At 73.2% G+C, this 23,387-nt stretch carries 27 protein-coding genes and 1 tRNA gene; 17 read left to right on the top strand and 11 right to left on the bottom strand.

Annotated features, from left to right (window positions below):
• Positions 1 to 10: 10 nt before the first annotated feature.
• Positions 11 to 1,261, bottom strand: coding sequence for a glucose-1-phosphate adenylyltransferase (gene glgC, locus ABIB53_RS10250; RefSeq protein WP_354588089.1), 1,251 nt, complete (start codon positions 1,259 to 1,261; stop codon positions 11 to 13).
• Between the two features lie 66 nt (positions 1,262 to 1,327).
• Here glgC and glgA point away from each other — a divergent pair, with 66 nt between their 5' ends.
• Positions 1,328 to 2,518 (top strand): glycogen synthase, encoded by a 1,191-nt coding sequence (gene glgA, locus ABIB53_RS10245; RefSeq protein WP_354588088.1) that lies wholly within the window; start codon positions 1,328 to 1,330, stop codon positions 2,516 to 2,518.
• 12 nt (positions 2,519 to 2,530) lie between these two features.
• Here the strand turns inward: glgA and ABIB53_RS10240 are convergent, their stop codons facing one another.
• The gene (locus tag ABIB53_RS10240) at positions 2,531 to 3,277 is read right to left on the bottom strand and encodes an Rv1486c family protein (RefSeq protein WP_068275902.1); all 747 of its coding nucleotides are present in this window, start codon (positions 3,275 to 3,277) and stop codon (positions 2,531 to 2,533) included.
• A 30-nt stretch (positions 3,278 to 3,307) separates the two neighbouring features.
• Here ABIB53_RS10240 and ABIB53_RS10235 point away from each other — a divergent pair, with 30 nt between their 5' ends.
• The 6 genes from ABIB53_RS10235 (at position 3,308) to ABIB53_RS10210 (ending at position 8,285) form a co-directional block, all read left to right on the top strand.
• Positions 3,308 to 4,093 carry an ABC transporter ATP-binding protein gene (locus tag ABIB53_RS10235; RefSeq protein WP_123091737.1) on the top strand — a complete coding sequence of 262 codons (786 nt, stop codon included), beginning with the start codon at positions 3,308 to 3,310 and terminating at the stop codon, positions 4,091 to 4,093.
• Between the two features lie 40 nt (positions 4,094 to 4,133).
• Positions 4,134 to 4,586 carry an NfeD family protein gene (locus tag ABIB53_RS10230; protein ID WP_123091738.1) on the top strand — a complete coding sequence of 151 codons (453 nt, stop codon included), beginning with the start codon at positions 4,134 to 4,136 and terminating at the stop codon, positions 4,584 to 4,586.
• Positions 4,587 to 4,647: 61 nt separating this feature from the next.
• Positions 4,648 to 5,910, top strand: coding sequence for an SPFH domain-containing protein (locus ABIB53_RS10225; RefSeq protein WP_354588087.1), 1,263 nt, complete (start codon positions 4,648 to 4,650; stop codon positions 5,908 to 5,910).
• A gap of 61 nt (positions 5,911 to 5,971) precedes the next feature.
• Entirely contained in the window at positions 5,972 to 6,742 is a 771-nt protein-coding gene (locus ABIB53_RS10220) for a sulfite exporter TauE/SafE family protein (RefSeq protein ID WP_123091740.1), read from the top strand.
• Positions 6,743 to 6,755: 13 nt separating this feature from the next.
• Positions 6,756 to 7,469, top strand: coding sequence for a TSUP family transporter (locus tag ABIB53_RS10215; RefSeq protein ID WP_354588086.1), 714 nt, complete (start codon positions 6,756 to 6,758; stop codon positions 7,467 to 7,469).
• Between the two features lie 9 nt (positions 7,470 to 7,478).
• Positions 7,479 to 8,285: a TrmH family RNA methyltransferase gene (locus ABIB53_RS10210; RefSeq protein ID WP_354588085.1), complete on the top strand. Its 807-nt coding sequence runs from the start codon at positions 7,479 to 7,481 to the stop codon at positions 8,283 to 8,285.
• Between the two features lie 139 nt (positions 8,286 to 8,424).
• Here the strand turns inward: ABIB53_RS10210 and ABIB53_RS10205 are convergent, their stop codons facing one another.
• From ABIB53_RS10205 to ABIB53_RS10195, 3 genes are read right to left on the bottom strand one after another with little or no spacing between them, the layout of a single operon-like run.
• Positions 8,425 to 8,985 carry a YbhB/YbcL family Raf kinase inhibitor-like protein gene (locus tag ABIB53_RS10205; protein ID WP_354588084.1) on the bottom strand — a complete coding sequence of 187 codons (561 nt, stop codon included), beginning with the start codon at positions 8,983 to 8,985 and terminating at the stop codon, positions 8,425 to 8,427.
• 50 nt (positions 8,986 to 9,035) lie between these two features.
• Positions 9,036 to 9,416, bottom strand: a complete 381-nt coding sequence (locus tag ABIB53_RS10200) for a DUF3037 domain-containing protein (RefSeq protein WP_354588083.1) — start codon at positions 9,414 to 9,416, stop codon at positions 9,036 to 9,038.
• Positions 9,413 to 10,186 carry a HipA family kinase gene (locus tag ABIB53_RS10195; protein WP_354588082.1) on the bottom strand — a complete coding sequence of 258 codons (774 nt, stop codon included), beginning with the start codon at positions 10,184 to 10,186 and terminating at the stop codon, positions 9,413 to 9,415. The genes ABIB53_RS10200 and ABIB53_RS10195 overlap by 4 nt, the downstream gene beginning before the upstream one ends.
• Before the next feature lie 141 nt (positions 10,187 to 10,327).
• Between ABIB53_RS10195 and ABIB53_RS10190 the strand changes: the two genes are divergently transcribed.
• Positions 10,328 to 10,413, top strand: a tRNA-Leu gene (locus tag ABIB53_RS10190).
• Between the two features lie 69 nt (positions 10,414 to 10,482).
• Here the strand turns inward: ABIB53_RS10190 and ABIB53_RS10185 are convergent.
• Positions 10,483 to 11,619 (bottom strand): serine hydrolase domain-containing protein, encoded by a 1,137-nt coding sequence (locus ABIB53_RS10185; protein WP_354588081.1) that lies wholly within the window; start codon positions 11,617 to 11,619, stop codon positions 10,483 to 10,485.
• 147 nt (positions 11,620 to 11,766) lie between these two features.
• Here ABIB53_RS10185 and ABIB53_RS10180 point away from each other — a divergent pair, with 147 nt between their 5' ends.
• Entirely contained in the window at positions 11,767 to 13,089 is a 1,323-nt protein-coding gene (locus ABIB53_RS10180; protein WP_068275876.1) for a M20/M25/M40 family metallo-hydrolase, read from the top strand.
• On the opposite strand, the gene ABIB53_RS10175 is transcribed toward ABIB53_RS10180, so the two are convergent.
• The gene (locus tag ABIB53_RS10175; protein WP_068275873.1) at positions 13,073 to 13,285 is read right to left on the bottom strand and encodes a DUF5703 family protein; all 213 of its coding nucleotides are present in this window, start codon (positions 13,283 to 13,285) and stop codon (positions 13,073 to 13,075) included. The two genes, ABIB53_RS10180 and ABIB53_RS10175, sit on opposite strands and share 17 nt — an antisense overlap.
• 37 nt (positions 13,286 to 13,322) lie before the next feature.
• Here ABIB53_RS10175 and ABIB53_RS10170 point away from each other — a divergent pair, with 37 nt between their 5' ends.
• Positions 13,323 to 13,655, top strand: a complete 333-nt coding sequence (locus tag ABIB53_RS10170) for a primosomal protein (protein WP_068275871.1) — start codon at positions 13,323 to 13,325, stop codon at positions 13,653 to 13,655.
• A gap of 9 nt (positions 13,656 to 13,664) precedes the next feature.
• Here ABIB53_RS10170 and ABIB53_RS10165 read toward each other — a convergent pair whose 3' ends face one another.
• Positions 13,665 to 14,708, bottom strand: coding sequence for a magnesium and cobalt transport protein CorA (locus tag ABIB53_RS10165; RefSeq protein WP_201466907.1), 1,044 nt, complete (start codon positions 14,706 to 14,708; stop codon positions 13,665 to 13,667).
• Between the two features lie 31 nt (positions 14,709 to 14,739).
• On the opposite strand from ABIB53_RS10165, the gene ABIB53_RS10160 reads away from it, so the two are divergent.
• The 4 genes from ABIB53_RS10160 to mshC are packed head-to-tail and all read left to right on the top strand — an operon-like array spanning position 14,740 to position 18,081.
• The gene (locus tag ABIB53_RS10160; RefSeq protein WP_354588080.1) at positions 14,740 to 15,447 is read left to right on the top strand and encodes an MSMEG_4193 family putative phosphomutase; all 708 of its coding nucleotides are present in this window, start codon (positions 14,740 to 14,742) and stop codon (positions 15,445 to 15,447) included.
• A 9-nt stretch (positions 15,448 to 15,456) separates the two neighbouring features.
• Positions 15,457 to 16,002: a DUF3090 family protein gene (locus ABIB53_RS10155; RefSeq protein ID WP_354588079.1), complete on the top strand. Its 546-nt coding sequence runs from the start codon at positions 15,457 to 15,459 to the stop codon at positions 16,000 to 16,002.
• Positions 15,972 to 16,811, top strand: a complete 840-nt coding sequence (locus ABIB53_RS10150; protein ID WP_354588199.1) for an SCO1664 family protein — start codon at positions 15,972 to 15,974, stop codon at positions 16,809 to 16,811. The genes ABIB53_RS10155 and ABIB53_RS10150 overlap by 31 nt, the downstream gene beginning before the upstream one ends.
• A gap of 19 nt (positions 16,812 to 16,830) precedes the next feature.
• On the top strand, positions 16,831 to 18,081 hold the full coding sequence (gene mshC, locus ABIB53_RS10145) for a cysteine--1-D-myo-inosityl 2-amino-2-deoxy-alpha-D-glucopyranoside ligase (RefSeq protein ID WP_123091751.1): 1,251 nt from the start codon (positions 16,831 to 16,833) through the stop codon (positions 18,079 to 18,081).
• A gap of 142 nt (positions 18,082 to 18,223) precedes the next feature.
• Here the strand turns inward: mshC and ABIB53_RS10140 are convergent, their stop codons facing one another.
• Together ABIB53_RS10140 and ABIB53_RS10135 are read right to left on the bottom strand one after the other, a co-directional pair.
• A complete protein-coding gene (locus ABIB53_RS10140; protein ID WP_229298922.1) occupies positions 18,224 to 18,748 on the bottom strand; it encodes a putative immunity protein in 525 nt (174 codons plus the stop codon).
• Between the two features lie 17 nt (positions 18,749 to 18,765).
• A complete protein-coding gene (locus ABIB53_RS10135; RefSeq protein WP_354588078.1) occupies positions 18,766 to 19,623 on the bottom strand; it encodes a PAC2 family protein in 858 nt (285 codons plus the stop codon).
• Positions 19,624 to 19,712: 89 nt separating this feature from the next.
• Here ABIB53_RS10135 and ABIB53_RS10130 point away from each other — a divergent pair, with 89 nt between their 5' ends.
• The 3 genes from ABIB53_RS10130 (at position 19,713) to ABIB53_RS10120 (ending at position 22,538) form a co-directional block, all read left to right on the top strand.
• Positions 19,713 to 20,384: an HAD family hydrolase gene (locus ABIB53_RS10130; protein ID WP_354588077.1), complete on the top strand. Its 672-nt coding sequence runs from the start codon at positions 19,713 to 19,715 to the stop codon at positions 20,382 to 20,384.
• Positions 20,385 to 20,423: 39 nt separating this feature from the next.
• Positions 20,424 to 21,527 carry an alpha/beta fold hydrolase gene (locus ABIB53_RS10125; protein WP_354588076.1) on the top strand — a complete coding sequence of 368 codons (1,104 nt, stop codon included), beginning with the start codon at positions 20,424 to 20,426 and terminating at the stop codon, positions 21,525 to 21,527.
• Positions 21,528 to 21,674: 147 nt separating this feature from the next.
• A complete protein-coding gene (locus ABIB53_RS10120; RefSeq protein WP_354588075.1) occupies positions 21,675 to 22,538 on the top strand; it encodes a class I SAM-dependent methyltransferase in 864 nt (287 codons plus the stop codon).
• Positions 22,539 to 22,545: 7 nt separating this feature from the next.
• On the opposite strand, the gene ABIB53_RS10115 is transcribed toward ABIB53_RS10120, so the two are convergent.
• On the bottom strand, positions 22,546 to 23,382 hold the full coding sequence (locus ABIB53_RS10115) for a RecB family exonuclease (protein WP_354588198.1): 837 nt from the start codon (positions 23,380 to 23,382) through the stop codon (positions 22,546 to 22,548).
• Positions 23,383 to 23,387: the final 5 nt, after the last annotated feature.

Here is a 23,387-nt window from a genome sequence, read left to right as displayed (position 1 = left end):
GCCCGGACCGTCAGGGCGTGACGACCTGACCCTTGCCGACGACCGTGAGCCCGCTCTCGGTGACGACGAAGCCGCGCGCCTCGTCGTGCTCGCGGTCGACGCCGATCTTCGTGCCCTCGGGGATCGTCACGTCCTTGTCGACGATGACCCGCTGGAGCTGCACGTGCCGGCCGACGTCGACCCGGTCGAGCAGCACCGAGTCCTCGACGGTCGTGTAGCTGTGCAGGTGCACCTGCGGCGACAGGATCGAGTTGTTGACACGGGCCCCGGAGACGACGACGCCGGGGGCGACGCAGCTGTTGAGCGCCTCGCCGAAGCGGCCCTGGTCGCCGTGGACGAACTTCGCCGGCGGGTGGGGCTGCTGGTGGGTGTAGATCGGCCAGTCGTAGTTGTAGAGGTTGAAGATCGGGTGGATCGAGGTGAGGTCCATGTGGGCCTCGTAGTAGCTGTCGAGCGTCCCGACGTCACGCCAGTACGCGCGGTCCCGCTCGGTCGCACCGGGCACCTCGTTGGCGTTGAAGTCGTAGGCGTAGGCGTCCTGGCGGCTGACGAAGTCGGGGACGATGTCGCCGCCCATGTCGTGCTTGCTGCCCTCGACGGTGTCGTCGCGCGTCACCGCGTCGACGAGCGCGTCCGTGGTGAAGACGTAGTTGCCCATCGACGCGTAGACCTCGCCGGGGGAGTCCGGCAGGCCGATCGCGTCGGTCGGCTTCTCGCGGAAGGCCGAGATGCGCGTCGGGTCCGCCGCGTCGACCTCGATGACGCCGAACTGGTCGCTGAGCCCGATGGGCTGACGGATCGCCGCGACTGTGCACCCGGCGCCGCTGTCGAGGTGCTGCTCGACCATCTGCGAGAAGTCCATGCGGTAGACGTGGTCGGCGCCGACGACGACGACGATGTCGGGCCGCTCGTCGCGGATCGCGTTGAGCGACTGGTAGATCGCGTTGGCGCTGCCCGTGTACCAGGACTTGTCGAGACGCTGCTGCGCCGGGATCGCCGCGACGTAGCTGCCCAGCATCGTCGACATCCGCCAGGCCTGGGAGACGTGCCGGTCGAGGCTGTGCGACTTGTACTGCGTGAGCACGACGACCTGCCGGTAGCCGGAGTTGATGACGTTGCTCAGGGCGTAGTCGATGAGGCGGTAGTTGCCGCCGAAGGGGACGGCGGGCTTGGCCCGGTCGGCGGTGAGCGGCATGAGCCGCTTGCCCTCCCCGCCGGCGAGGACGATGACGAGGACCTTCGGTGCTCCGCGGCGAGACATACCGGCTCCCTTGTCTGGGTGTGGGCTCGGGTGACGAACCTATCGCCTTCGCCCTACGGTGGGCACGTGCGCGTCGACATCTTGAGCAAGGAGTACCCGCCGGCGATCTACGGGGGAGCCGGTGTGCACGTCGCCGAGCTCACCCGCGCCCTGCGCGGGCGCGGTGACCTCGACGTCCAGGTGCGCTGCTTCGGCGACCCGAGGGACGAAGGGGGGACCACCGGCTACCCGGACCTCGCCGAGCTCTCGGGGGCGAACCCCGCGCTGCAGACGATGGGCGTCGACCTCACGATGGCCCAGGACTGCGCCGGTGCCGACCTCGTGCACTCGCACACCTGGTACGCCAACCTCGGCGGTCATCTCGCGAGCCTGCTCCACGGGGTGCCCCACGTCGTGAGCGCCCACAGCCTCGAGCCCCTGCGGCCGTGGAAGGCCGAGCAGCTCGGGGGCGGCTACGCGCTCAGCTCGTGGGTCGAGCGCACCGCCTACGAGTCCGCCGCCGCGATCATCGCCGTGAGCCACGGGATGCGGGCCGACATCCTGCGCTCCTACCCCCAGGTCGAGCCCGACCGGGTGCGGGTCGTGCACAACGGCATCGACGCCGAGCAGTGGCAGCCCCGCGCCGACGAGGCGGTGCTCGCCCGGCACGGGATCGACCCGGCGCGCCCGAGCGTCGTCTTCGTCGGGCGGATCACCCGGCAGAAGGGCCTGCCCCACCTGCTGCGCGCCGCCCGGCTGCTGCCGCCCGAGGTCCAGCTCGTCCTGTGCGCCGGCGCGCCCGACACCCCCGAGATCCAGGCCGAGGTCGAGGGCCTCATCGCCGAGCTGCGCGAGGTGCGCGACGGCGTCGTGTGGATCGCCGAGATGCTCCCGCGTCACGAGGTCGTCGCCGTCCTCACCTCCGGCACCGTCTTCGTCTGCCCGTCGGTCTACGAGCCCCTCGGGATCGTCAACCTCGAGGCGATGGCCTGCGGCCTGCCCGTCGTCGGCACCGCGACCGGGGGCATCCCCGAGGTGGTCGCCGACGGCACGACCGGCTGGCTCGTGCCCATCGAGCAGGTCCAGGACGGCACCGGCACCCCGGTCGACCCGGACGGCTTCGTGCGTGACCTCGCGGCGGCTCTCACCAACGCGGTGAGCGACCCCGAGCGCGCGCGTCAGCGCGGCGAGGCGGGCCGTCGGCGTGCGGTCGAGGAGTTCTCCTGGGGCAGCATCGCCGAGCGCACCCTCGAGGTGTACGGCTCGGTCCTGCGCTAGGTCGGACCGGGCCTAGCGGGCGGGGACCCAGCCGGCGAGCTGGGCGCACGCGGCGTTCGTCGCGTCCGCGAGCAGCCGGTCGGCACCGCGCGCCAACGCGAGCAGCGTCGCGTCGCGGTCAGCCGCGGTGCGCGCGTCGATCGCGCCCGAGTGCTCCGTGCCGATCCGGGCGGCGGCCCCCACGGTGCCGGCGAGCGTGATGACCCGGTAGGCCCGGTCGTCGAGCGCGTCGGGCAGGCCCCACGCCCCGCCGAGCCGGTTGTCGGCGATCTCGCGGGCGAGGGAGTCGGCGAAGGGCTGGCCGCCCACCCGCTCGAGGTCGTCGCGGGCGGTCGTCACGAGCTCGAGCAGGTCGCGCTCGAGCTGACGGTGCGAGAGGGCCTCGACCCGGTGCACCGGCACCGGCTCGGCGTCGAAGGCGTGCCAGTCGACCCGTCGACCGGACGACCCGTACGTCGAGTGCTCGGGGACGAGCACGCCGCCGATGCCCGCGACGTAGAGCGCCTCGCCGGCCTCGACGGCGGCGTCGCGTGCCTCGTCGTCGGTCCGGGGGAGCGAGGCGACGTGACCGGCGCTGGGCAGCGCCACAAGGACCGCTCCCTCGCCGAGGTCGCGCCACAGGGTGAGCCGGTCGAGCAGGCCCGCGACGTGGTCGACGTCGGGCAGGGCCCGGGGGGCGACGCCGGCGAGGTCGCCGCCGCTGCCGATGACGACCGTCGCCCAGAGGGCGACGCGCACACTGCCGGGGAGCTCGAACACCTGCGCATCGTAGGCAGATAGGGTCAGGTCATGAGTGATGTCCTCGCCTTCGCCGGAGTAGGGGTGCGCCGTGGTCGCACCGATCTGCTCGACGGGGTCGACTGGGAGGTCGAGGAGGGCCAGCGCTGGGTCGTCCTCGGACCCAACGGCGCCGGCAAGACCACGCTGCTCCAGCTCGCCGCCGGCCGCATCCACCCGACGACCGGTGTCGCCGGTGTCCTCGGGGAGGTCCTCGGCGCGGTCGACGTCTTCGAGCTGCGGCCCCGCATCGGTCTCGCGTCGTCCGCGCTCGCCTCGGCGATCCCGCCCCAGGAGCTCGTCCGCGACGTCGTCGTCACGGCGTCGTGGGGCGTCACCGGGCGCTGGCGCGAGGAGTACCACGAGCTCGACCACGAGCGCGCGGCCGAGCTGCTCGATGCACTCGGCGCGGCCCACCTCGCGCAGCGCACCTTCGGCACCCTGTCGGAAGGGGAGCGCAAGCGGGTCCAGATCGCCCGCGCGCTCATGACCGACCCCGAGCTCATGCTCCTCGACGAGCCCGCCGCGGGCCTCGACCTCGGTGGTCGTGAGGACCTCGTCGCCCGGCTCGGCGCCATCGCCGAGGACCTCGCGTCGCCGGCCCTCGTCATGGTGACCCACCACGTCGAGGAGATCCCGCCGCACTTCACCGACATCCTCCTGCTGCGCGAGGGCCAGGTCGTCGCCCAGGGCCCGATCGAGATCACCCTCACCGCGCAGAACCTCACCGACACCTTCGGCCTGCCGCTCGAGCTCGAGCAGCACGGCGAGCGATGGGCCGCCCGAGCACGACGATGACCGCGCCGGTCCTGGCCGGGGCAGACGAGAGGACGCTGACATGGAGTGGTTGAGCGACAACCTGTGGCTGGCCTGGATCGCGCTGGCGATGATCTTCGTCGCCGTCGAGGCGGCCACCGCCGACTTCGTCTTCATCATGCTCGCCGGGGGCGCCCTCGCCGGCGCGCTCGCCGCCGGCTCCGGGGTGGTCTTCTCCCTCCAGGTCGTCCTCGCGGTCCTCGTCGCCATGCTGCTCATCGGGCTCGTCCGGCCCCTCGTCAAGCGCCAGTTCGCGACGTCCGAGGCCTCCGGGTCCATCGGGTCCGCGGCGCTGCAGGGGAGGCTCGCCCGAGTCATCGAGACCGTGACCGAGACCGACGGCCGCGTCAAGCTCGCCGGCGAGGTGTGGAGCGCGCGGGTCCCCGACGGCGCTCCCGCCTGCGAGCCCGGCGAGGAGGTCCGAGTCCTGCAGATCGACGGCGCCACCGTCGTCGTCACCAACCAGCCCGCCTGACGGGCACCGCAGGGGGACCCGGTCACCGCCGGGGCCACCCACCCCACCCAAAGGACACGACATGGAGAGCATCCCCATCCTCGTCTTCCTGGCCGCGCTCGTCGCCTTCGCGCTGGTCATCCTTTTCAAGACCGTGCGCATCGTGCCGCAGCAGACGGCGCTCATCATCGAGCGGCTGGGTCGCTACTCGCGCACCCTCGAGGGCGGCATCCACATCCTCGTGCCCTTCGTCGACAAGGTCCGCGCGAACATCGACCTGCGCGAGCAGGTCGTCAGCTTCCCGCCGCAGCCGGTCATCACGAGCGACAACCTCGTCGTGAACATCGACACCGTCATCTACTACACGGTCATCGACGCCAAGAGCGCGGTGTACGAGATCGCCAACTTCATCCAGGGCATCGAGCAGCTGACGGTGACCACCCTGCGCAACGTCATCGGCTCGCTCGACCTCGAGCAGACGCTCACGTCGCGCGACCAGATCAACGGCCAGCTCCGTGGCGCCCTCGACGAGGCGACCGGGCGCTGGGGCATCCGCGTCAACCGCGTCGAGCTCAAGGCGATCGACCCGCCGATGTCGATCCAGGAGTCGATGGAGAAGCAGATGAAGGCCGAGCGCGACCGCCGCGCGGCCATCCTCAACGCCGAGGGCACGAAGCAGTCGGCGATCCTCACCGCCGAGGGCGAGAAGCAGAGCCAGATCCTGCGCGCCGAGGGCTCGGCCCAGGCCCGCATCCTCGAGGCCCAGGGCCAGGCCCGGGCCATCCAGCAGGTCTTCGACGCGATCCACCGCGGCAAGCCGACCCAGAAGCTGCTCGCCTACCAGTACCTCCAGGTCCTGCCGCAGATCGCCCGCGGCGACAGCAACAAGATGTGGATCATCCCCTCGGAGGTCACCGACGCCCTCAAGGCGATGGGCGGCATGCTCGGCGGCGGCGCGGCCCCCGGCAGCGACGGCGGGCTGGACGACGAGCCCTTCGTCGAGGTCGACGGACCCGAGGACAACGCCTTCGCCGAGACCGCGCTCGAGGACCCGGCCGAGGCCCTCAAGGAAGCCCGCGGCCAGGCCGGGCAGGCCAGCCGCGAGGCCAGCGAGCACGCGACGCCCGCCAGCCGGGTGCAGCCCTCGAGCGGTCAGGGCCAGGGCGTGCGGCTGCCGCAGCCCCGTCCCGCGAGCGACGACGCGACGGGCGCAGGGGCACCGGCCGAGAGCGACGCGACGGCGCCGGCGAGCCCGCCGCCCCCGATCGCCCCGGAGCCCCCGGAGTCCGAGGGCCCGCCCGCCGGACCGGCCGGGCCCCCGTCGCCGGGGCGTCCCCCGCTCTGAGCGACACCCCTTCGCCCCACCCCGTGCCGACGACACCCGGGCAGCCACCTAGGCTGTCCGGGTGTCGTGGTGGGAGGTGCTGCTCGTCGTCCTCGCGGGCGTCTGGGCCGGGGGGATCAACACCGTCGTCGGCTCCGGGACGCTCGTGACCTTCCCGACGCTGCTCGCCATGGGCGTGCCGCCCGTCACCGCCAACGTCTCGAACTCCATCGGCCTCGTCGCCGGCGGCATCACCGGCACGTGGGGCTACCTGCCGGAGCTGCGTGGGGCGAAGCGGCTCGTCCTGCGCCTCGTGCCGATGTCGCTCCTCGGCGCGGTCATCGGGGCCCTGCTCCTGCTGTGGCTGCCCGCGGAGGCCTTCGAGACCATCGTGCCGGTCCTCATCGGGATCGGCCTGCTGCTCGTGATCTTCGGCCCGCGCATGCAGCGCTGGGCCGCCCGCCAGCACCACGACGGCGTCGAGCCGCGCTGGCAGGTCGTCGCCCTCATGTCCGGGGTCCTCGTCGCCGGGGTGTACGGCGGCTACTTCGGTGCGGCCCAGGGCGTCATCCTCATCGGCCTGCTCAGCTCGCTGAGCCCCGAGCCGCTGCAGCGGCTCAACGGCGTGAAGAACGCCCTGGGCACGGTTGTCAACGCCGTCGGCTCGCTCGTCTTCGTCGTCGTCTCGCCCGAGCTCGTCTCGTGGACGATCGTCCTCGCGGTGGGCTGCGGCGCCCTCGTCGGCGGGCTCGTCGGGGCGCGGGTCGGACGGCGCCTGCCGCCCGTCGTCCTGCGCTCGGTCATCGTCGTCATCGGGGTCGTCGGCATCGTCAAGATGGTCTTCTTCCCGTGACGACTCTCACCTCGTGACGACGACGCTCCTGCTCGGCGTCGTCGTGCTCATCGGCTCCTTCGTCCAGGCCAGCCTGGGCTTCGGGATCGCGGTGGTCGCCGCCCCCTTCGTCGTCCTGCTCGAGCCCGAGCTCATGCCGGCCTCGCTCCTCGTGCTCGGTCTCGTCCTGCCGCTCCTGCAGCTGCTCTCGGGCCCGCGCGACGTCGACCGACGACTTCTCGGCTGGGCCCTGGGCGGGCGGCTCGCGCTCACCCCGGTCGGGGCCTGGCTCGTCCATGTCCTGCCCACGCGCGGCATCGCCGTCGCCGTCGGCCTGCTCGTGCTCGTCTCGACGGTGCTGAGCATCCGCACGGTCGAGACGACCGCCCGGCCCTCGACCGCGCTCGGGGCCGGGGCCATCACCGGTGTCTCCGGCACGGCCGCCTCGATCGGCGGGCCCTTCCTCGCGATCGTCCTCCAGCACGAGGACCCCGTACGGATCCGCTCGACGCTGTCGGCCTTCTTCGTCGTCGGCTCGTCGGCCTCCCTGCTCTCGCTCGCCGTGAGCGGCCAGGTGACCCGCGAGCAGATGACGACCTCGGCCGTGTGGGTCCCCTTCGTCGTCGCGGGCATGCTCCTCGCCCGGCCGGTCCAGGACCGCCTGCCGCGCACGGCGATGCGCCACGGGGTCCTCGCGCTGTGCGTCCTCTCCAGCGTCGTCGTCACCGGCCGCGCGCTGCTCACCTAGGCTCGCGCCGTGCCCGAGACGATCACCGACCCCGCTGACCCGCGCCTGCGCGACTACGTCGGCCTCACCGACGTCGCGCTGCGCCGCGTCCTCGAGCCCGACGGCGGTCTCTACCTCGCCGAGTCCGAGAAGGTCATCCGGCGCGCGCTCGCCGCCGGCCATCGCCCGCGCTCGCTGCTCATGTCACCGCGCTGGCTCGACGACCTCGCCGACGTCGTCGCCGCGTGCGAGCAGGACGGGGTGCCGGTGTACGTCGGCGAGCCCGAGGTCGTCGAGGGCATCACCGGCTTCAACCTCCACCGCGGCGCGCTGGCCTCGATGCACCGGCCCGAGCTGCCCACCGTCGCCGAGGTCTGCCGCGACGCCCGCCGCGTGCTCGTCCTCGAGGACCTCGTCGACCACACGAACGTCGGTGCCGTCTTCCGCTCCGCCGCCGCGCTCGGCGTCGACGCGGTGCTCGTCACCCCGCGCTGCGCCGACCCGCTCTACCGGCGCTCCGTGCGCGTGTCGATGGGCACGGTCTTCCAGGTGCCGTGGACCCGGCTCGCGCAGTGGCCGGCGGACGTCGGCGCTCTGCAGGAGCTGGGGCTCGTCGTCGCCGCGCTCGCGCTGGCCGACGACGCCGTCTCGCTCGACGACCTCGCCGCCGACCCGCCGGACCGGCTGGCGCTCGTCGTCGGCACCGAGGGAGACGGGCTCTCGCGGCGCACGCTCGCGCAGGCCGACCTCACCGTGACGATCCCGATGCGCGGGGGAGTGGACTCGCTCAACGCCGCGGCGGCCAGCGCCGTCGCCGCGTGGGCCCTGCGCGCCTGAGCGGGCCCACCCCCTTCGCCCCACCGTGCACGCCCCCTCGCTCGGACAAAACCCTGCCAGCAGGGTCTTGACGAGCCAGGACCCCTTCGACAGGGTCCTGGCTCGTCGAAGGGCAGCCAGCAGGGTTTCGAAGGGGAGGTCAGGCGGGGGTCTGGTAGGTCCCGGTGACGACGGCGCGGGCGATGGTCGCGCCGAGGTAGTTGAAGGCGGCCACGGTGCACGTCACCGAGTCGTCGACGGGCAGGGCGTCGGGCTCGACGTCGAGGGCGTGCACCGCGAAGACGTAGCGGTGGGGGCGGTCGCCGGCCGGCGGGGCGGCACCGCCGAAGGCCTTCGTGCCGTAGTCGGTCGCCGTCATGAAGGCGCCGTCAGGCAGGCCCGCGCCGCCCTCGGCGCCCGCGTCCTCGGCGAGCTCGGTGACCTCGGCAGGGATGCCGAGGACCGTCCAGTGCCAGAAGCCCGCTGGCGTCGGCGCATCGGGGTCGAAGCAGGAGACGGCATAGCTCTTCGTGCCCTCCGGTGCACCGGACCATGCGAGGTGGGGGCTGCGGTTGCCGCCCTCGAAGCCCCAGTCGTCGAAGACCTGCGCCTCGGGCAGCGCCTGCCCGTCGGCGAAGGTGTCGCTGCGCACCTCGAAGGGGGGCACCTGCGGCAGGAGGTCGTAAGGCTCGGGAGCGGTGGGGCGGGAGTCGAGATCCATGCGCCCGACCCTAGGACGCGAGGGACGCGTCGCGTCCGGTCGCGGGCACCTCAGCGCACGAGCTCGTCGAGCAGCCGCTCGAGCTCGGCGGCCGGGTCCTGCGTCAGCCCGCCGTGCACCGGTCCCGGGCGCACGACCGTCGAGCGGGGGGCGCTGATCCACCCGAAGCGTCGCCCGTCACCGTCGAGGTCAGGCCGCCCGCCGCCGGTGCGGCCGAGGGCGACGTCGCAGACGACCTCGAGCGCCGCGTGCACCGCGGCGACGTCGAGATCGGGCGACAGGGCGCGCAGCCGCTCCTCGTCGAGGGCGAAGGTGGCGCGCAGGTAGTCGTGCCCCTGGCTGCGCAGCACGACGCCGACGTTGACGAACTCCTCGCGCTCGGCCCGCGGCACGCAGCGCAGCACGACGTACTGGTAGGTCTGCAGGGTCATCGGGACGCTCCCGGTAACCAGGCGTCGGGGGAGGCGAGGCGCTGGACGAGGTGGCGCACGTACTCGTCGCGGATGGCCTGCGTCGTCGGCAGGTGCTCGCCGGGGGTGAGCCACTCGTCGGGGACGAGGTCGACGATCTCGGTCAGCCGCTGCCGCGTGAGCACGGCGCAGGCCCGCTCGTGCACCTCGCCGAGGTCACCGGCGAGGTCGCGCAGGACGTGGGTCGACGCGTCGAAGGGCTGGGCGGCGAAGCGATCCGCGCTCGGTGCCTTGCGTGCCCACGCGTGGTGGAACCACAGCGCGGCCCCGTGGTCGATGGCCCACACCTGCCCGCCCCAGCGCAGGAGGTTGGGGTTGGCCCACGTGCGGTCGACGTTCGCGGTGCAGGCGTCGAGCCACAGGACGAGCGCGGCGACCTCGGCGTCCGCGGGCTGCGAGCCGTCGTAGCCGAAGGCACCCGGCAGGTAGTCCATGCCGAGGTTGAGCCCGACCGATGCGGTGAGCAGGTCCTGGACCTCCTCGTCGGCCTCGAAGCGGGCGATCTCGCCGGACAGGTCGACCTCGACGAGCTCGGGCACGGCGACGCCGAGGGCCCGCCCCATCTCGCCGACGAGCACCTCGGCGACGAGCACCGGCAGGCCCTGACCGGCGCCGCGCATCTTCACGACGTACATGCCGAGGTCGTCGGCCTCGACGAGGCCGGGCATGGATCCCCCTTCGCGCAGGGGGACGGCGTACCGGGTGGCACGGACGTGGCGAAGGGGGGTCACGGCGGCAGCCTACGGCCCGCGCCGAGGACCTCCGGCGGCCCGAGCACGCCTACGGCGAACCCGATTTCGGTCCGCGTCGCACCCGGTGTAGAGTCCTCGACGTTGCCCCGGTGGTCGCCCAGACCGCCGGATGCACCACTCGTCCGGGTGGCGGAATTGGCAGACGCGCTAGCTTGAGGTGCTAGTGCCCGTATTAGGGCATGGGGGTTCAAGTCCCCCCTCGGACACAGGTCGACCAGCACTGGTCGACGAAGGGCGGACCCGGTCGGGTCCGCCCTTCGTCGTCCCCGCGCCGGTCAGCCGACGGCGTCGAGGACCTCGGTGAGGTAGCGCGCCGCCCGGTCCGAGCCGATGATCCCCGGCGCCATCTTGTTCATGACGTACGAGACGGTGAGGGAGCGCTCGGGGAACATCACCGTCATCGACCCGCCCCAGCCGCCCCAGAAGCAGACCCGGCCGTCGGGGATGTAGGGCACGGTCTGCGGCTCGGGCAGCGCGAAGCCGATGCCGAAGCGCAGCGGGACGCCGAGGACGAGGTCGACGCCGCGTGACTGCTCGCGGAAGATCTGCTCGATCGTCTCCGGCGAGAGCAGCCGCACGTCGTCGACCGCACCCCCGCGCGAGATCACCGAGAAGGTGCGGGCGAGCGCCCGGGCGTTCGTGTGCGCGTTGAGCGCCCCGAGCTCGGCCCGGCGCCAGGGGATGGTGTTCGCCGCGGCCGCGCTGGCGACCGGTCCGGTGAAGGTGCGCACCATGGGGGAGTCGGCGGGGACCTGGCTGAGGTCCATCGGCAGCGGGGGAGGCGGCACGATCTCGGCGACGCGGTCGTCGTCGCGCTCCGTGGCGCCGATCTGCAGGTCGACGCCGAGCGGTCCGGCGATCTCCTCGGCGACGAGCTGTGTCAGCGTGCGCCCGCTGGTCCGGCGGACGATCTCGCCGAGGAGGTGCCCCTGGTTCTGGGCGTGGTAGCCCGAGGCCGTCCCGGGCTCCCACCACGGGGCCTGGGCCGCCAGCCGTGCCGTCGCCGTCTCGCGGTCGTACATGTCCGTGAGGACGAAGGGCTGGTCCCAGCCCGAGACGCCCGACGTGTGCGACATGACGTGGCGCACGAGGACGCCCTCCTTGCCGTTCGCGGCGAACTCGGGCCAGTACGTCGCGACCGGCGCGTCGAGGTCGACGAGACCGCGCTCGACGAGCAGGAGGACGGCGAGCGCCGTGACCTCCTTCGTCGTCGACCAGACGTTGACGATCGTGTCGCGCTCCCACGGGCGGGTGCGGGCGACATCGGCGTGCCCGCCCCAGATGTCGGCGAGGGTCTCGCCGTCGAGGTCGACGCTGATCGCGGCGCCGAGCTCCTCGCCCGAGTCGACCATGGCGGCGAGGGCGTCGCGCAGGCCCGTCAGGCGTGGGTCGGTGTGCCCGTGGATGGTCATGAGATCTCCTTCTCGTCAGCCGGTCCGCGCGCCGCCGGGGCCGCTCGTGCGGACGGCTGCGTCGCCTGCTCGCGACGCTAGCGCCTCGCTACCCGTCGGTCACGAGCTTCCGGCGGGCTCGTCCCGCCCGGCCCCTAGGGTGGGTCCATGGAGATCAGCGCGCCGCAGGACGAGGTGGTCCGGCTCTGCCAGGACCTCATCCGGATCGACACGACGAACTACGGGCCCGACGGGGAGGGCCCGGGGGAGCGCGAGGCCGCCGACTACGTCGTGGAGCAGCTGCGCGAGGTGGGCTACGAGCCCCAGCTCTTCGAGTCGCAGCCCGGCCGCGCGAGCGTCGTCCTGCGCATCCCCGGCGCCGACCGCGAGCGTGGCGCCCTGTGCATCCACGGCCATCTCGACGTCGTGCCCGCCAACGCCCAGGACTGGTCGGTCGACCCCTTCGAAGGGGTCATCAAGGACGGCTGCGTCTGGGGCCGCGGCGCCGTCGACATGAAGGACATGGACGCGATGATCCTCGCGTGCGTGCGCCACCTCGCGCGCACCGGCACGGTGCCGCCGCGCGACCTCGTCGTCGTCTTCTTCGCCGACGAGGAGGCCGGGGGCGTGCACGGCAGCCAGTGGCTCGTCGAGCACCACCCCGAGCTCTTCGAGGGCGTGACGGAGGCGATCAGCGAGGTCGGCGGCTACAGCGTCACCGTGCCGACGCCCGAGGGCGGCGACCGCCGGGCCTACCTGCTGCAGACCGCCGAGAAGGGCATCGTCTGGCTCCGGCTGCGCGCCTCGGGCCGGGCCGGCCACGGCTCGGTGCCCAACGATGACAACGCCGTGCTCCACCTCGCCCAGGCCCTCTCGCGCATCGCCGAGCACAAGTGGCCGCGAGAGTACATCGCCTCCGTGCGCGGCCTGCTCGACGGGCTCTCCGAGATCACCGGCACCGGGTACAGCGACGAGGACCTCGAGGAGCTCGTCGAGCACCTCGGCGGGGCCGCGGGCTTCGTGCGCGGGTCGCTCCAGGACACGGCCAACCCGACGATGCTCACCGCCGGGTACAAGCACAACGTCATCCCCCAGGAGGCCGTCGCCGCCGTCGACTGCCGCTTCCTGCCCGGGCACGAGGAGTCGCTCATGGCGACGATCGCCGAGCTCGCCGGCGACCGGGTCGTCGTCGAGGTCGAGCACCGCGACATCGCCCTGGACTCCCCCTTCGAGGGACCGCTCGTCGACGCGATGAAGGCCGCGCTGCTCGCCGAGGACCCCGAGGCGGCGATCCTGCCCTACTGCCTGTCCGGCGGCACGGACAACAAGGCGCTGTCGACGATGGGCATCACCGGCTACGGCTTCGCGCCGCTGCGCCTGCCCGCCGATCTCGACTTCGCGCCGATGTTCCACGGCATCGACGAGCGCGTGCCCACCGAGTCCCTGGAGTTCGGGGCGAAGGTCCTGCTGCGGCTCATCGAGACCTGCTGAGCCCCAGCGGGTCGTCGCGGCGCGGGACACGGATGATCTTGCGCCGTAGCCACGAGCGCTGGTGACCGCCGACGTAGCGCACCGTGCGGTGCAGCTCCCAGCGGCCGTACTCGGCGTGCTCGGCGAGCGCAGCGCGGATCTGCCCACGGGTGGTCTCGCGGGGGAAGCTGAGGACCTGGAACTCGTACTCGACCATCGTGCGCCATTCTCACCCCTGACGGTACGGTCGTGCCATGACCGCCGACCCGCGCGCCGCGCTGACCAAGCTCATCGCCACCTTCGAGCGGCACCTCGAGGCGTCCTCCGGTCGTAACGGCGAGGACGACCCGCGCGTGGTCGCCGCGTACGAGGACCTCGCCGACGCCTTCGAGGCCTACGACGACGCCCTCAACGAGGCCTACGGCGAGATGACCCCGCTCATCGTCGTCGACGACGCCGACCTCGACGACAGCGGCGACGAGGAGTACGACGACGACGAGGACGACGAGGGCTACTCCGGTCTCGACGACGAGGAGTACGACGACGAGGACAAGGCCGGCGACGAGCAAACCCCCGGCCGCCGCTGACCCGGCGACCTACAGCCAGCCGGAGCGCTTGAAGAGCCGGTAGAGCACGAGGCAGGCCGACACCATGACGGCGAGCACGACGTAGTACCCGTAGTAGACCTCGTGACCGCTCACCCGCACGCTCGCCGTGAGCTCGGGCATCCGCTCGAAGTTCATGCCGTAGACGCCGGCGATCATCGTCGGCAGCGCGGCGATGGCGACCCATGCAGAGATGCGGCGCATGTCCTCGTTCTGCTTCATCGACACCCTGTTCTGCTCCACCCCGACCTGCGCGAGGTGGGCGCTGAGCACGTCGGTGAGCAGGCGGTCCATCGACTCCAGGCTCTCCATCGCCTGGGTGAGGTGGTCCGACACGTCGCGGAAGAGCAGGCGCAGCTCGCCGTGCGCCACGGGCGACGACGGCGAGGTGAGGAAGGCCATCGGGCGCCCGAGCGGCTGCGCGGCTCGTTTGAACTCGAGGACCTCTCGCTTGAGCCGGTAGATGTCCTCGGAGGTCAGGCTGGACTCGGGCTCGAAGACCGCCGTCTCGATCGCCTCGAGGTCGACCTGCAGCTCGTCCTCGATGGCGAGGTACTCGTCGACGACGGTGTCGAGGACCGCGTGGAAGACCCCCCACGGGCCGTGCTGCAGCGGCTCCGGGTCCACCTCGAGGCGATGGCGCAGGTCGGCGAGCGGGCTGGCCTCGCCACGGCGCACCGTGAGGACGAAGTCCGGGCCGACGAAGACCATGAGCTCGCCGGTCTCGACGTCGGAGGTCTCGTCGACGTAGCGCAGCGGCTTGAGGACGGCGAACCACGAGTCGCCGTAGCGCTCGACCTTGGCCCGTTGGTCGCCGGCCACGGCATCCTCGATGGCGAGGGGGTGCAGGTCGAGCTCGTCGCCGACGACCCGTTGGAAGGTCTGGGGGCTCGGGTCCTTCAGCCCGATCCAGACGAAGTCCGACGACCCCTCCGGACGGCCGGGCGCCTCGGCACGCAGCCGGGCGATCTCGGTGCTGATGTCCTCGCACGGGAGGCGCACCCCGTCGCGATATCGGGCCTGGTCGACGATCACCGCGTCATCATCGCGCACGTAGCCTGACGTCGTGGCCTACTGCCTGCTGCTCCGACATGCCCGATCCAGCGCCAACGCCGCCGGCCTGCTCGCCGGATGGTCGGCGAGCGTCTCCCTCGACGACACCGGCCGTGCCCAGGCGCAGGAGGTGGTCGACCGGCTCGGCGAGCTGCCGCTCGTGCGGGTCGTCACCAGCCCCCTCGACCGCTGCCTCGAGACGGTCGAGCCGCTGCGTGCCCGCCTCGGCCTCGACCTCGACCTCGAGCCCGACATCGGCGAGGCGCACTACGGGGGGTGGACGGGTCGTCCGCTCGTCGAGCTCGCGAAGGAGCCGTTGTGGCGCACCGTGCAGAGCACGCCGAGCCAGGCCGTCTTCCCGCCCTCGGACGAGCACGCCCACGAGTCGATCGCGACGATGGCCCAGCGCGCCGTCGCCGCGATCCGCCGGATCGACGCGCAGGTCGAGGCGGAGCACGGGGCGCACGCGATGTGGCTCGCCGTGAGCCACGGCGACATCATCAAGTCGGTCGTCGCGGACGCCTCCGCCACACCGCTCGACGACTTCCAGCGCTTCGTCGTCGACCCCGCCTCCGTGAGCGTCCTGCGCTACACGCCCGAGCGCCCCTTCGTCCTGCGGGTCAACGACAGCGGCCCGCTGCGACCGGTGCCGCAGCCCTCGACGACCGCCCCCGAGACGACCCCGCCGGGAGACGCCGTCGTCGGCGGGGGAGCGGGCTAGGGTCGGGTCATGAGCGTCTTCGAGTACGACCCGCCGGAGCGATTCGTCGTCGGCACCGTCGGCCCTCCCGGGGACCGGACGTTCTACCTCCAGGCCAGCGACGGTCATCGCCGTCACCAGATCGCCGTCGAGAAGGTCCACGTCGGCGTCCTCGCGGAGCGGATCGAGACCCTCCTCGACGAGGTGGGCGGGCTCGAAGGGGGAGTGGCCGCGGCCGTCGGGTCGGCCGACAACGCGCCCCTCGACACCCCGATCACCGAGGACTTCCGCGTCCTCGCGCTCTCCCTCGCCTGGGACGAGGAGCGCCGGGTCGTCGTCATCGAGTGCCACGACCACGACCCCGACGCGCTCGCCGAGGAGGGCGACCCGCAGGGCGAGCCGCTCGTCGGCGGCCCGAGCACCCTGCGCGTGGTCCTCTCGCCCGCGAAGGCCCGCGCCTTCGCCCGCCGGTGCGAGACCGTCGTGTCCGCAGGGCGCCCGTCCTGCCCCTTCTGCGGTGGCCCGCTCGACCCCGAGGGGCACATCTGCCCCCGCGCGAACGGCTACCGGCGCTGACCGAGCGGCTGGCCCCGCAGCCCTGCGAGATCGAGACCCACCTCGCCGAGGGCGAGCTGACGATGCTCGGTGCCCACCCCGAGGCGAGCAACCTCGCGATCGTCTGCGAGGTCGAGCACGAGGGCGGCACGCTCACCGCGATCTACAAGCCCGTGCAGGGCGAGCGCCCCCTGTGGGACTACCCCGACGGGCACCTCGCCCATCGGGAGCGGGCGGCCTACCTCGTCGCCCGGCTGGGCGGCTTCGACTGCGTCCCGACGACCGTCCTGCGGGCCGGACCCCTCGGCGAGGGCTCGGTGCAGCGATGGGTCGGCACCCTCGACGAGCCCGCCGACAGCCCCGTCGCCGTCACCCGTCCGGGCCAGATCCCACCGGGCTACCTGCGGGTGCTCTCGGGCGAGGACGAGCGCGGCACGGGCGTCGTGCTCAGCCACCCCGACGACCCGGTGCTGAGATCGCTGTCGGTGCTCGACGCCGTGATCAACAACAGCGACCGCAAGGGCAGCCACGTGCTCCTCGAGGGCGACGGCGTCTACGGCATCGACAACGGCGTGAGCCTGTCCGTCGAGCCCAAGCTGCGCACCGTCCTGTGGGGGTGGGCGGGGGAGCCCCTCACGGACGCGGACCGGGCCCGTGTGGAGCGCCTCGTCGAGGCGATCGCCGGCTCGCCGGAGGCCGGTGAGCTCGACGAGCTGCTCACCGTGACCGAGGTCGACGCGCTCGTCGCGCGGTGCGAGCGGCTGCTGCGGGCGGGTCGTCATCCCCGGCCCGGCCACGGCTGGCCGAGCGTGCCGTGGCCGCCCGTCTGAGCCACCTTAGGATGGGCGCGTGAAGTCCTGGTCCGCGCCCGCCGTCCCCACTCTCCCAGGCAGCGGTCCCACCCCGCGGCTGCACGACACCCTCACGGACGCCGTGGCCGAGGTGCGCCCCGAGCAGGGCCGGCTCAGCCTCTACGTCTGCGGCGTCACCCCCTACGACACGACCCACATGGGGCATGCCGCCACCTACGTCACCTTCGACGTGCTCCACCGCGCCGCCCTCGACAGCGGTCTCGGCGTCGACTACGTGCAGAACGTCACCGACGTCGACGACCCGCTCCTCGAGCGCGCCGAGCGCGACGGCGTGGACTGGCGCGACCTCGCGACGAGCCAGATCGAGCTCTTCTCGCAGGACATGGCCGCGCTGCGCGTCATCCCGCCGAAGGCCTACGTCGGCGTCGTCGAGGCGATGCCGCGCATCGTCGCCGTCGTCGAGCGGCTCGTCGACGCCGGGGTGACCTACACCCTCACCGAGGACGCCACCGGTGCCCAGGACACCTATCTCGACGTCACCGCGGTCGGCGGTGTCGAGCAGGTGAGCCCGCTGCCCGAGGCGACGATGCTCGAGTACTCCGCCGAGCGCGGGGGAGACCCCGACCGTGCCGGCAAGCGCCACCGTCTCGACCCGATGCTGTGGCGCGGCGAGCGTGACGGCGAGCCCGCGTGGGAGAGCACCCTCCTCGGCCGGGGGCGCCCCGGCTGGCACATCGAGTGCACGGCGATCGCCCTCGACCACCTCGGCGAGACCGTCGGCGTGCAGGGCGGCGGGTCCGACCTCGAGTTCCCGCACCACCCGATGACCGCGCTCCAGGCGGTCGCCGCGACGCGGCGGTCCCCCTTCGCCACCCACACGACCCACCAGGCGATGGTGGGTCTCGACGGCGAGAAGATGAGCAAGTCCAAGGGCAACCTCGTGCGGGTCTCCGACCTGCGCCGCGAGGGCGTCGACCCGGCGGCGATCCGGCTCGTGCTGCTCGCCCACCACTACCGCACCGAGTGGTCGTGGACCGAGGACTCCCTGCGCCACGCCCAGCGCCGCCTCGACCGCTGGCGCCGCGCGACCTCGCTGCCGAGCGGCCCGGGTGTCGGCACGCTCGCCGACGAGGTGCGCACCGCTCTGGCCGACGACCTCGACACGGCGGCCGCGCTCGACGCGGTCGACCGCTGGTGCGAGCAGGCGGAGGCCGGCGAGGGCGCCGACGAGGACGCCCCCGCGCTCGTCGTCGACGTCGTCGACGCCCTGCTCGGCGTCGAGCTGTAGACCTCCTCCGACAAGACCCTGCCAGCAGCCCTTCGATGTGCCAGGACCCTGTCGAGACGGTCCTGCCACATCAAGAGGCAGCCAGCAGGGTCTCGTCAGTGGGTGGGGCGAGGAGGAGCGGGCGAAGGGGGGAGCGCACAGGTCAGCGGCGGGGGCCGGCGTCGCCGAAGGCGCCCCAGCAGATCGCGTCGCGCCGCGCCTGGTCCTCGAGGACGAGGTCACGGACGGCGGCGGGCAGCTGCTCGCGCTGCCAGTCGCGCTCGCCGACCCCCGCCGACGGGTCCTGCGGGTGAGCGTGATGCACGGCGCGGATCGCGTAGGCCGCGGCACCGAGGTCGTGCTCCGCTACGTGCGGCACGCAGGCAGCCTGGCCGGCTGCGTAGGCCGCGAGCCGGGCCGGACCGGTGAGCGGTCGTGCGGCGCCCATGGCGTGACCGCCGACGGCCCGGGCACGCATCATGGGCAGCTCGCCACCGGCCCAGGACCGGACCGCCTCGACGGCCGCCCGGGGCCGCGGGTCGCCGGGCACCTCCTCCTCGACGAGCCCGAGCACGTGCTCGGCGCACAGCGCCGCCCACAGCGCGAGCAGCCGGTGGTCCGCGTCGGTGAGGGTGCCGCCGCGCCGCACCGACACCAGACGCGGGTCGCGCACTTCCGGGAGGATCATCGCGGTCCGGGCGCCGCTCAGCCCGCGGCAGGCGGGTCGTCGCGGCGACGCCGCAGGTAGCGCTCGAACTCCTTGGCGATCGCGTCGCCGCTCGCCTCGGGCAGCTGGGCGGTGTCCTGCGCCTGCTCGAGCTGCTCGACGTACTCGCGGATGTCCTCGTCGGCCTCGGCCGCCTCGTCGACACCGCGCTCCCAGGCCCGGGCCTCCTCCTCGAGCGTGCCGTGGGGCAGGGAGACGTCGAGGAGGCGCTCGAGGGCTCGCAGCACCGCGTACGTCGCCTTCGGCGAGGGCACGTGCCCGGCGTAGTGGGGGATGCCCGCCCACAACGAGATCGAGGCCATGTCCTCGCGCCGGGCGGCGTCGGCGACGACGCCAATGATGCCGGTGGGGCCCTCGTAAGTGCTCGCCTCGAGGTCGTAGCGGTGGATCGTGCGCTCGTCGTCGCTCGTCGCGCTCACCGGGATGGGCCGGGTGTGCGGCACGTCGGCGAGCAGCGCGCCGATGGAGACGACCGTGCGCACGCCGAGGTCGGAGGCGAGGTCGACGATCTCCTCGCAGAAGGTCCGCCAGCGGAAGGACGGCTCGATGCCCAGGACGAGGACGACGTCGCGGTCGAGCTCGTCGGGGGAGGCGAGCAGGACGCGGGTCGTGCGCCAGTCGACGCGGCGCTGCCCAGGTCGGCCCATGACGACCGGACGGGTGACCTGGAAGTCGTAGTAGTCCTCGGGGTCGAGGGCGGCCACCGGGTCGGCGTCCCACGCCTCGGCGAGGTGGAGGAGGGTCGAGGTCGCCGCCTCACCGGCGTCGTTCCACCCCTCGAAGGCGAGGATCATCACCGGGTCCTGCAGCTCGGGGATGTCCTGCAGCTCGATCACGTCGGCTCCTGCTCGCTCGTCCTACCGGTCACCCGCCAGCCTATGTCGCCGTGCTCGTCGTCGGACGGTGCTCGTTACAGTGTCGAGGCGTGAGCATCATCCCCGCCGCGGTCCTGTGGGACATGGACGGCACCCTCGTCGACACCGAGCCCTACTGGATCCGCGCCGAGCACGAGCTCGTCGAGCGCTTCGGGGGGCGGTGGAGCGACGAGCTGGCCCACGAGCTCGTCGGCAACCCGCTCCTCGTGAGCGCGGACTTCATCATCGAGCGCTCCCCGGTGACGCTCACCCCGCACGAGGTCGTCGACGAGCTCATGAGCTCGGTCATCGCCCAGGTGCACGACCACGTCCCGTGGCGGCCGGGCGCGCAGGAGCTGCTCGCCGAGGCGGTCGCCGCCGGGGTGCCCAACGCGCTCGTGACGATGTCGTGGCGCCCCCTCGTCACCGCGGTCCTCGACACCCTCGAGCCCGGGTGCTTCGCCGCCGTCGTCACCGGTGACGAGGTGACCCACGGCAAGCCGCACCCCGAGCCCTACGAGCGGGCCGCGGCGCTGCTCGGCGTCGACCCGGCCGATGCCGTCGCCGTCGAGGACAGCCCGACCGGGGTGCGCTCGGCGACCGCCGCCGGCGTGCCGACGATCGCGGTCCCGCACGTCGTGCCCGTCCCGCCGATCGACGGCTCGGTGCAGCTCGAGACGCTCGACGGGGTGTCCCTGGCCGACCTCGTGACGCGGGCTCGGTCCCCCTTCGCCTCCGCCTAGACCGCTGCGCCGCGGGGCGCCCCGGTCCTACGATGGGGTGTGGCTGCGAACGCACCCGCGCCCCGTCAGCAGATCCGCTTCTGCCGCTCCGTCGACGGGACCCAGATCGCCTACGCCGTGCACGGGTCAGGCCCGCCGCTCGTCGTCGACTCCTGCTGGCTCAGCCACCTCCAGCACGACTGGTCCTCGCCGGTGTGGCGTCACCACCTGCTCGAGTGGGGCCGTGAGCACACGGTCGTGCGCTTCGACGAGCGCGGGCACGGGCTCTCCGACCGCGACGTCACCGACCACGGGCTCGAGGTGCGGGTCGCCGACCTCGAGGCGGTCGTCGACGACGCCGGGATGGAGCGCTTCGACCTGCTCGCCATGGCGCAGGGCGGGCCGGTCGCCATCACCTACGCCGCTCGCCACCCGCAGCGGGTCTCCCGGCTCGTCTTCTACGGCAGCTACTCGGGGCAGCAGTCGAAGGACCCGACCGAGGCGGCGATGGACGACACCCTCGACGCCCTCATCGCGGTGGGGTGGGCGCGGCCCGACTCGACCTTCCGCCGGGTCTTCACCTCGCTGATGATCCCCGGGGCGAGCGAGGAGCAGCGGGTCTGGCTCGACGAGCTGCAGCGCACCTCGACGAGCGCCGAGACCGCCCGGGAGTCGCGCCGCCAGCGGCTCGTCGCCGACGCGTCGCACCTGCTCGCGCAGCTCGACGTGCCGACCCTCGTCATCCACTCGAGGGGCGACCGGATGAACGACTTCTCCGAGGCGCGGTACCTCGCCGCCCACGTCGCCGGCGCCCGCCTCGTGGCGCTCGAGAGCGAGAACCACATCGTCCTCGAGGACGACGACGCCTGGCCGGTCTACCGGGCCGAGCTGAGCCGCTTCCTCGCCGAGCCCGTGCCGGGGGCCCCGCGGGCCGGCGCGTCACCCGCTGCCGCCCGGCCGGAGGGGCTCGCGACCCTCTCGCCCCGTGAGCGCGAGATCCTCGCGCTCGCCGCGCAGGGCCGGGACAACGACGAGATCGCCCGCTCCCTCGTGCTGAGCACCCGCACCGTCGAGCGTCACCTGAGCAACGTCTACGCCAAGCTCGACCTGCACGGGAAGTCGGCCCGCACGGCGGCCGTCGCCCGCCTGCTCACCGCCCGCTGAGACCCCTTCGCCGCTGCGTGCACCCCGCCACGGCCGACGGCCGAGGTCGTCCGCGTCCCCGCGGGCTACGTGCACGCACCGATGCGGCGCGCCCCGGTGCGCTCCTAGCGTCGACCTGTCAGGTCGGCACGCACGAAGGAGAGCGCCATGAGCACCATCGCACCCGACGGGCCCGCACCCGTCGACCCGCCCGCCGAGGACGCGGACACCGCACTCAAGGCGCGGCACCGCGCCATGTGGGCGCTCGGCGACTACCCCGCCGTCGCCCGAGAGGTCGTCGCCCCGCTGGGGCCGGTCCTCGTCGAGGCCGCGGGGGTCCATGCCGGGCAGCGCGTCCACGACGTCGCCGCGGGTCCCGGCACCGTGGCCATCCCGGCCGCCCGCACCGGCGCCCAGGTCGTCGCGACGGATCTCACGCCGGAGCTGCTCGATGCGGGCCGGGCGGCCGCCGAGGCCGAGGGGCTCGACATCCGGTGGGTCGTCGCGGACGCGGAGCACCTGCCGTGCGACACCGGCGAGTTCGACGTCGCCCTGTCGTGCGTCGGCGTGATGTTCGCCCCGCACCACCAGGCGGTCGCCGACCAGCTGGCACGGGTCGTGCGGCCCGGGGGGACCATCGGGCTCCTCAGCTGGACGCCCGAGGGCTTCGTCGGGCAGATGTTCGCCACGATGCGGCCCTACGCGCCACCGCCGCCGGCCGGCTCCCAGCCGCCGCCGCTGTGGGGGCACGTCGACCACGTCCGTGACCTGCTCGGCGACCGGGCGCAGATCACGACGGCGGTCCAGCAGGACCTCGTCGTCGACCGCTTCGCCGGCCCGCGGGACTTCCTCGACCTCTTCAAGAGCAGCTACGGGCCGACCATCGCGGTCTACCGCGCGCTGGGGGAGGACCCCGAGCGGGCCGCGGCGCTCGACGCGGAGCTGATCGCTCTCGCCGAGCGCTTCGACGTCGGCGACGGCACGACCGTGCTGCCGTGGGAGTACCTGCTCGTCACCGCGACCCGCCGCTGAGCCGGACCTAGAGGTCCACGGCGTCGAGGACGAGGTCGCCCGACCCGGCGATGACGCCGTCACGAGGTGGCAGCGGGGGCGGCGTGCCGCCGAAGGCGGGGCACAGCGCTCGGAAGTCGCACCACGAGCACAGCCGCGACGGGCTCGGTCGCCAGTCACCGCTCTCGTGGGCGCGCTGGATCGCGGCCGACACCGCCCGCACGTTGCGCTCGAGCGCGAGCAGGTCCGCCTCGTCGGGGGAGTAGCGGATGACCTGGGCGTCGCGCAGGTAGACGAGCTGGAGCAGGTCGGGCACCCGGCCCGTGCTGCGCCAGATGATGAGCGCGTAGAAGCGCATCTGGAAGAGCGCCCGGCCCTCGAAGCGCTCCGAGGGGGACCGCCCGGTCTTGTAGTCGACGACCCGCACCTCGCCGGTCGGTGCGACGTCGAGCCGGTCGATGATGCCGCGCAGCCGCAGCCCGTCGACCTCGACCTCGACCCGGCTCTCGCGCTCGTGCGGCTCCAGCAGGGTCGGGTCCTCGAGGGTGAACCACCGGTGGACGAGCGCCTCCGCCTGGGCGTACCAGGCCTGCTCGTCGGGCCCGTCGTCGGTGCCCACGAGCGTCGCGAGCTCAGGACGCTCGGCGAGCATCGCCGCCCAGCGACCGGGCACGAGAGCCACGGCGGCGTCCGGGGTGCGCTCGGGCGCGGGCAGGTCGAAGAGCGCCTCGAGCACCGCGTGCACGAGCGTGCCCCGGGCCGCCGCGGCCGACGGCGCCTCGTCGAGCCGGTCGACGGCCCGGAAGCGGTACCTCAGCGGGCACGCCTTGAAGTCCGCCGCCCGCGACGGCGAGAGCGAGGGCAGGGTCG

Source organism: Janibacter sp. UYMM211 (assembly GCF_040547045.1).
Lineage (GTDB): Bacteria > Actinomycetota > Actinomycetes > Actinomycetales > Dermatophilaceae > Marihabitans > Marihabitans melonis.
This window is presented reverse-complemented; position numbering and strand designations above follow the sequence as displayed.

Coding starts and splice junctions, on each gene's coding strand:
- glgC (WP_354588089.1), bottom strand. CDS start 1,261: ATGTCTCGCCGCGGAGCACCGAAGGTCCTCGTCATCGTCCTCGCCGGC.
- ABIB53_RS10235 (WP_123091737.1), top strand. CDS start 3,308: ATGAGTGATGTCCTCGCCTTCGCCGGAGTAGGGGTGCGCCGTGGTCGC.
- ABIB53_RS10230 (WP_123091738.1), top strand. CDS start 4,134: ATGGAGTGGTTGAGCGACAACCTGTGGCTGGCCTGGATCGCGCTGGCG.
- ABIB53_RS10225 (WP_354588087.1), top strand. CDS start 4,648: ATGGAGAGCATCCCCATCCTCGTCTTCCTGGCCGCGCTCGTCGCCTTC.
- ABIB53_RS10205 (WP_354588084.1), bottom strand. CDS start 8,985: ATGGATCTCGACTCCCGCCCCACCGCTCCCGAGCCTTACGACCTCCTG.
- ABIB53_RS10200 (WP_354588083.1), bottom strand. CDS start 9,416: ATGACCCTGCAGACCTACCAGTACGTCGTGCTGCGCTGCGTGCCGCGG.
- ABIB53_RS10185 (WP_354588081.1), bottom strand. CDS start 11,619: ATGACCATCCACGGGCACACCGACCCACGCCTGACGGGCCTGCGCGAC.
- ABIB53_RS10180 (WP_068275876.1), top strand. CDS start 11,767: ATGGAGATCAGCGCGCCGCAGGACGAGGTGGTCCGGCTCTGCCAGGAC.
- ABIB53_RS10175 (WP_068275873.1), bottom strand. CDS start 13,285: ATGGTCGAGTACGAGTTCCAGGTCCTCAGCTTCCCCCGCGAGACCACC.
- ABIB53_RS10170 (WP_068275871.1), top strand. CDS start 13,323: ATGACCGCCGACCCGCGCGCCGCGCTGACCAAGCTCATCGCCACCTTC.
- ABIB53_RS10155 (WP_354588079.1), top strand. CDS start 15,457: ATGAGCGTCTTCGAGTACGACCCGCCGGAGCGATTCGTCGTCGGCACC.
- ABIB53_RS10140 (WP_229298922.1), bottom strand. CDS start 18,748: ATGATCCTCCCGGAAGTGCGCGACCCGCGTCTGGTGTCGGTGCGGCGC.
- ABIB53_RS10120 (WP_354588075.1), top strand. CDS start 21,675: ATGAGCACCATCGCACCCGACGGGCCCGCACCCGTCGACCCGCCCGCC.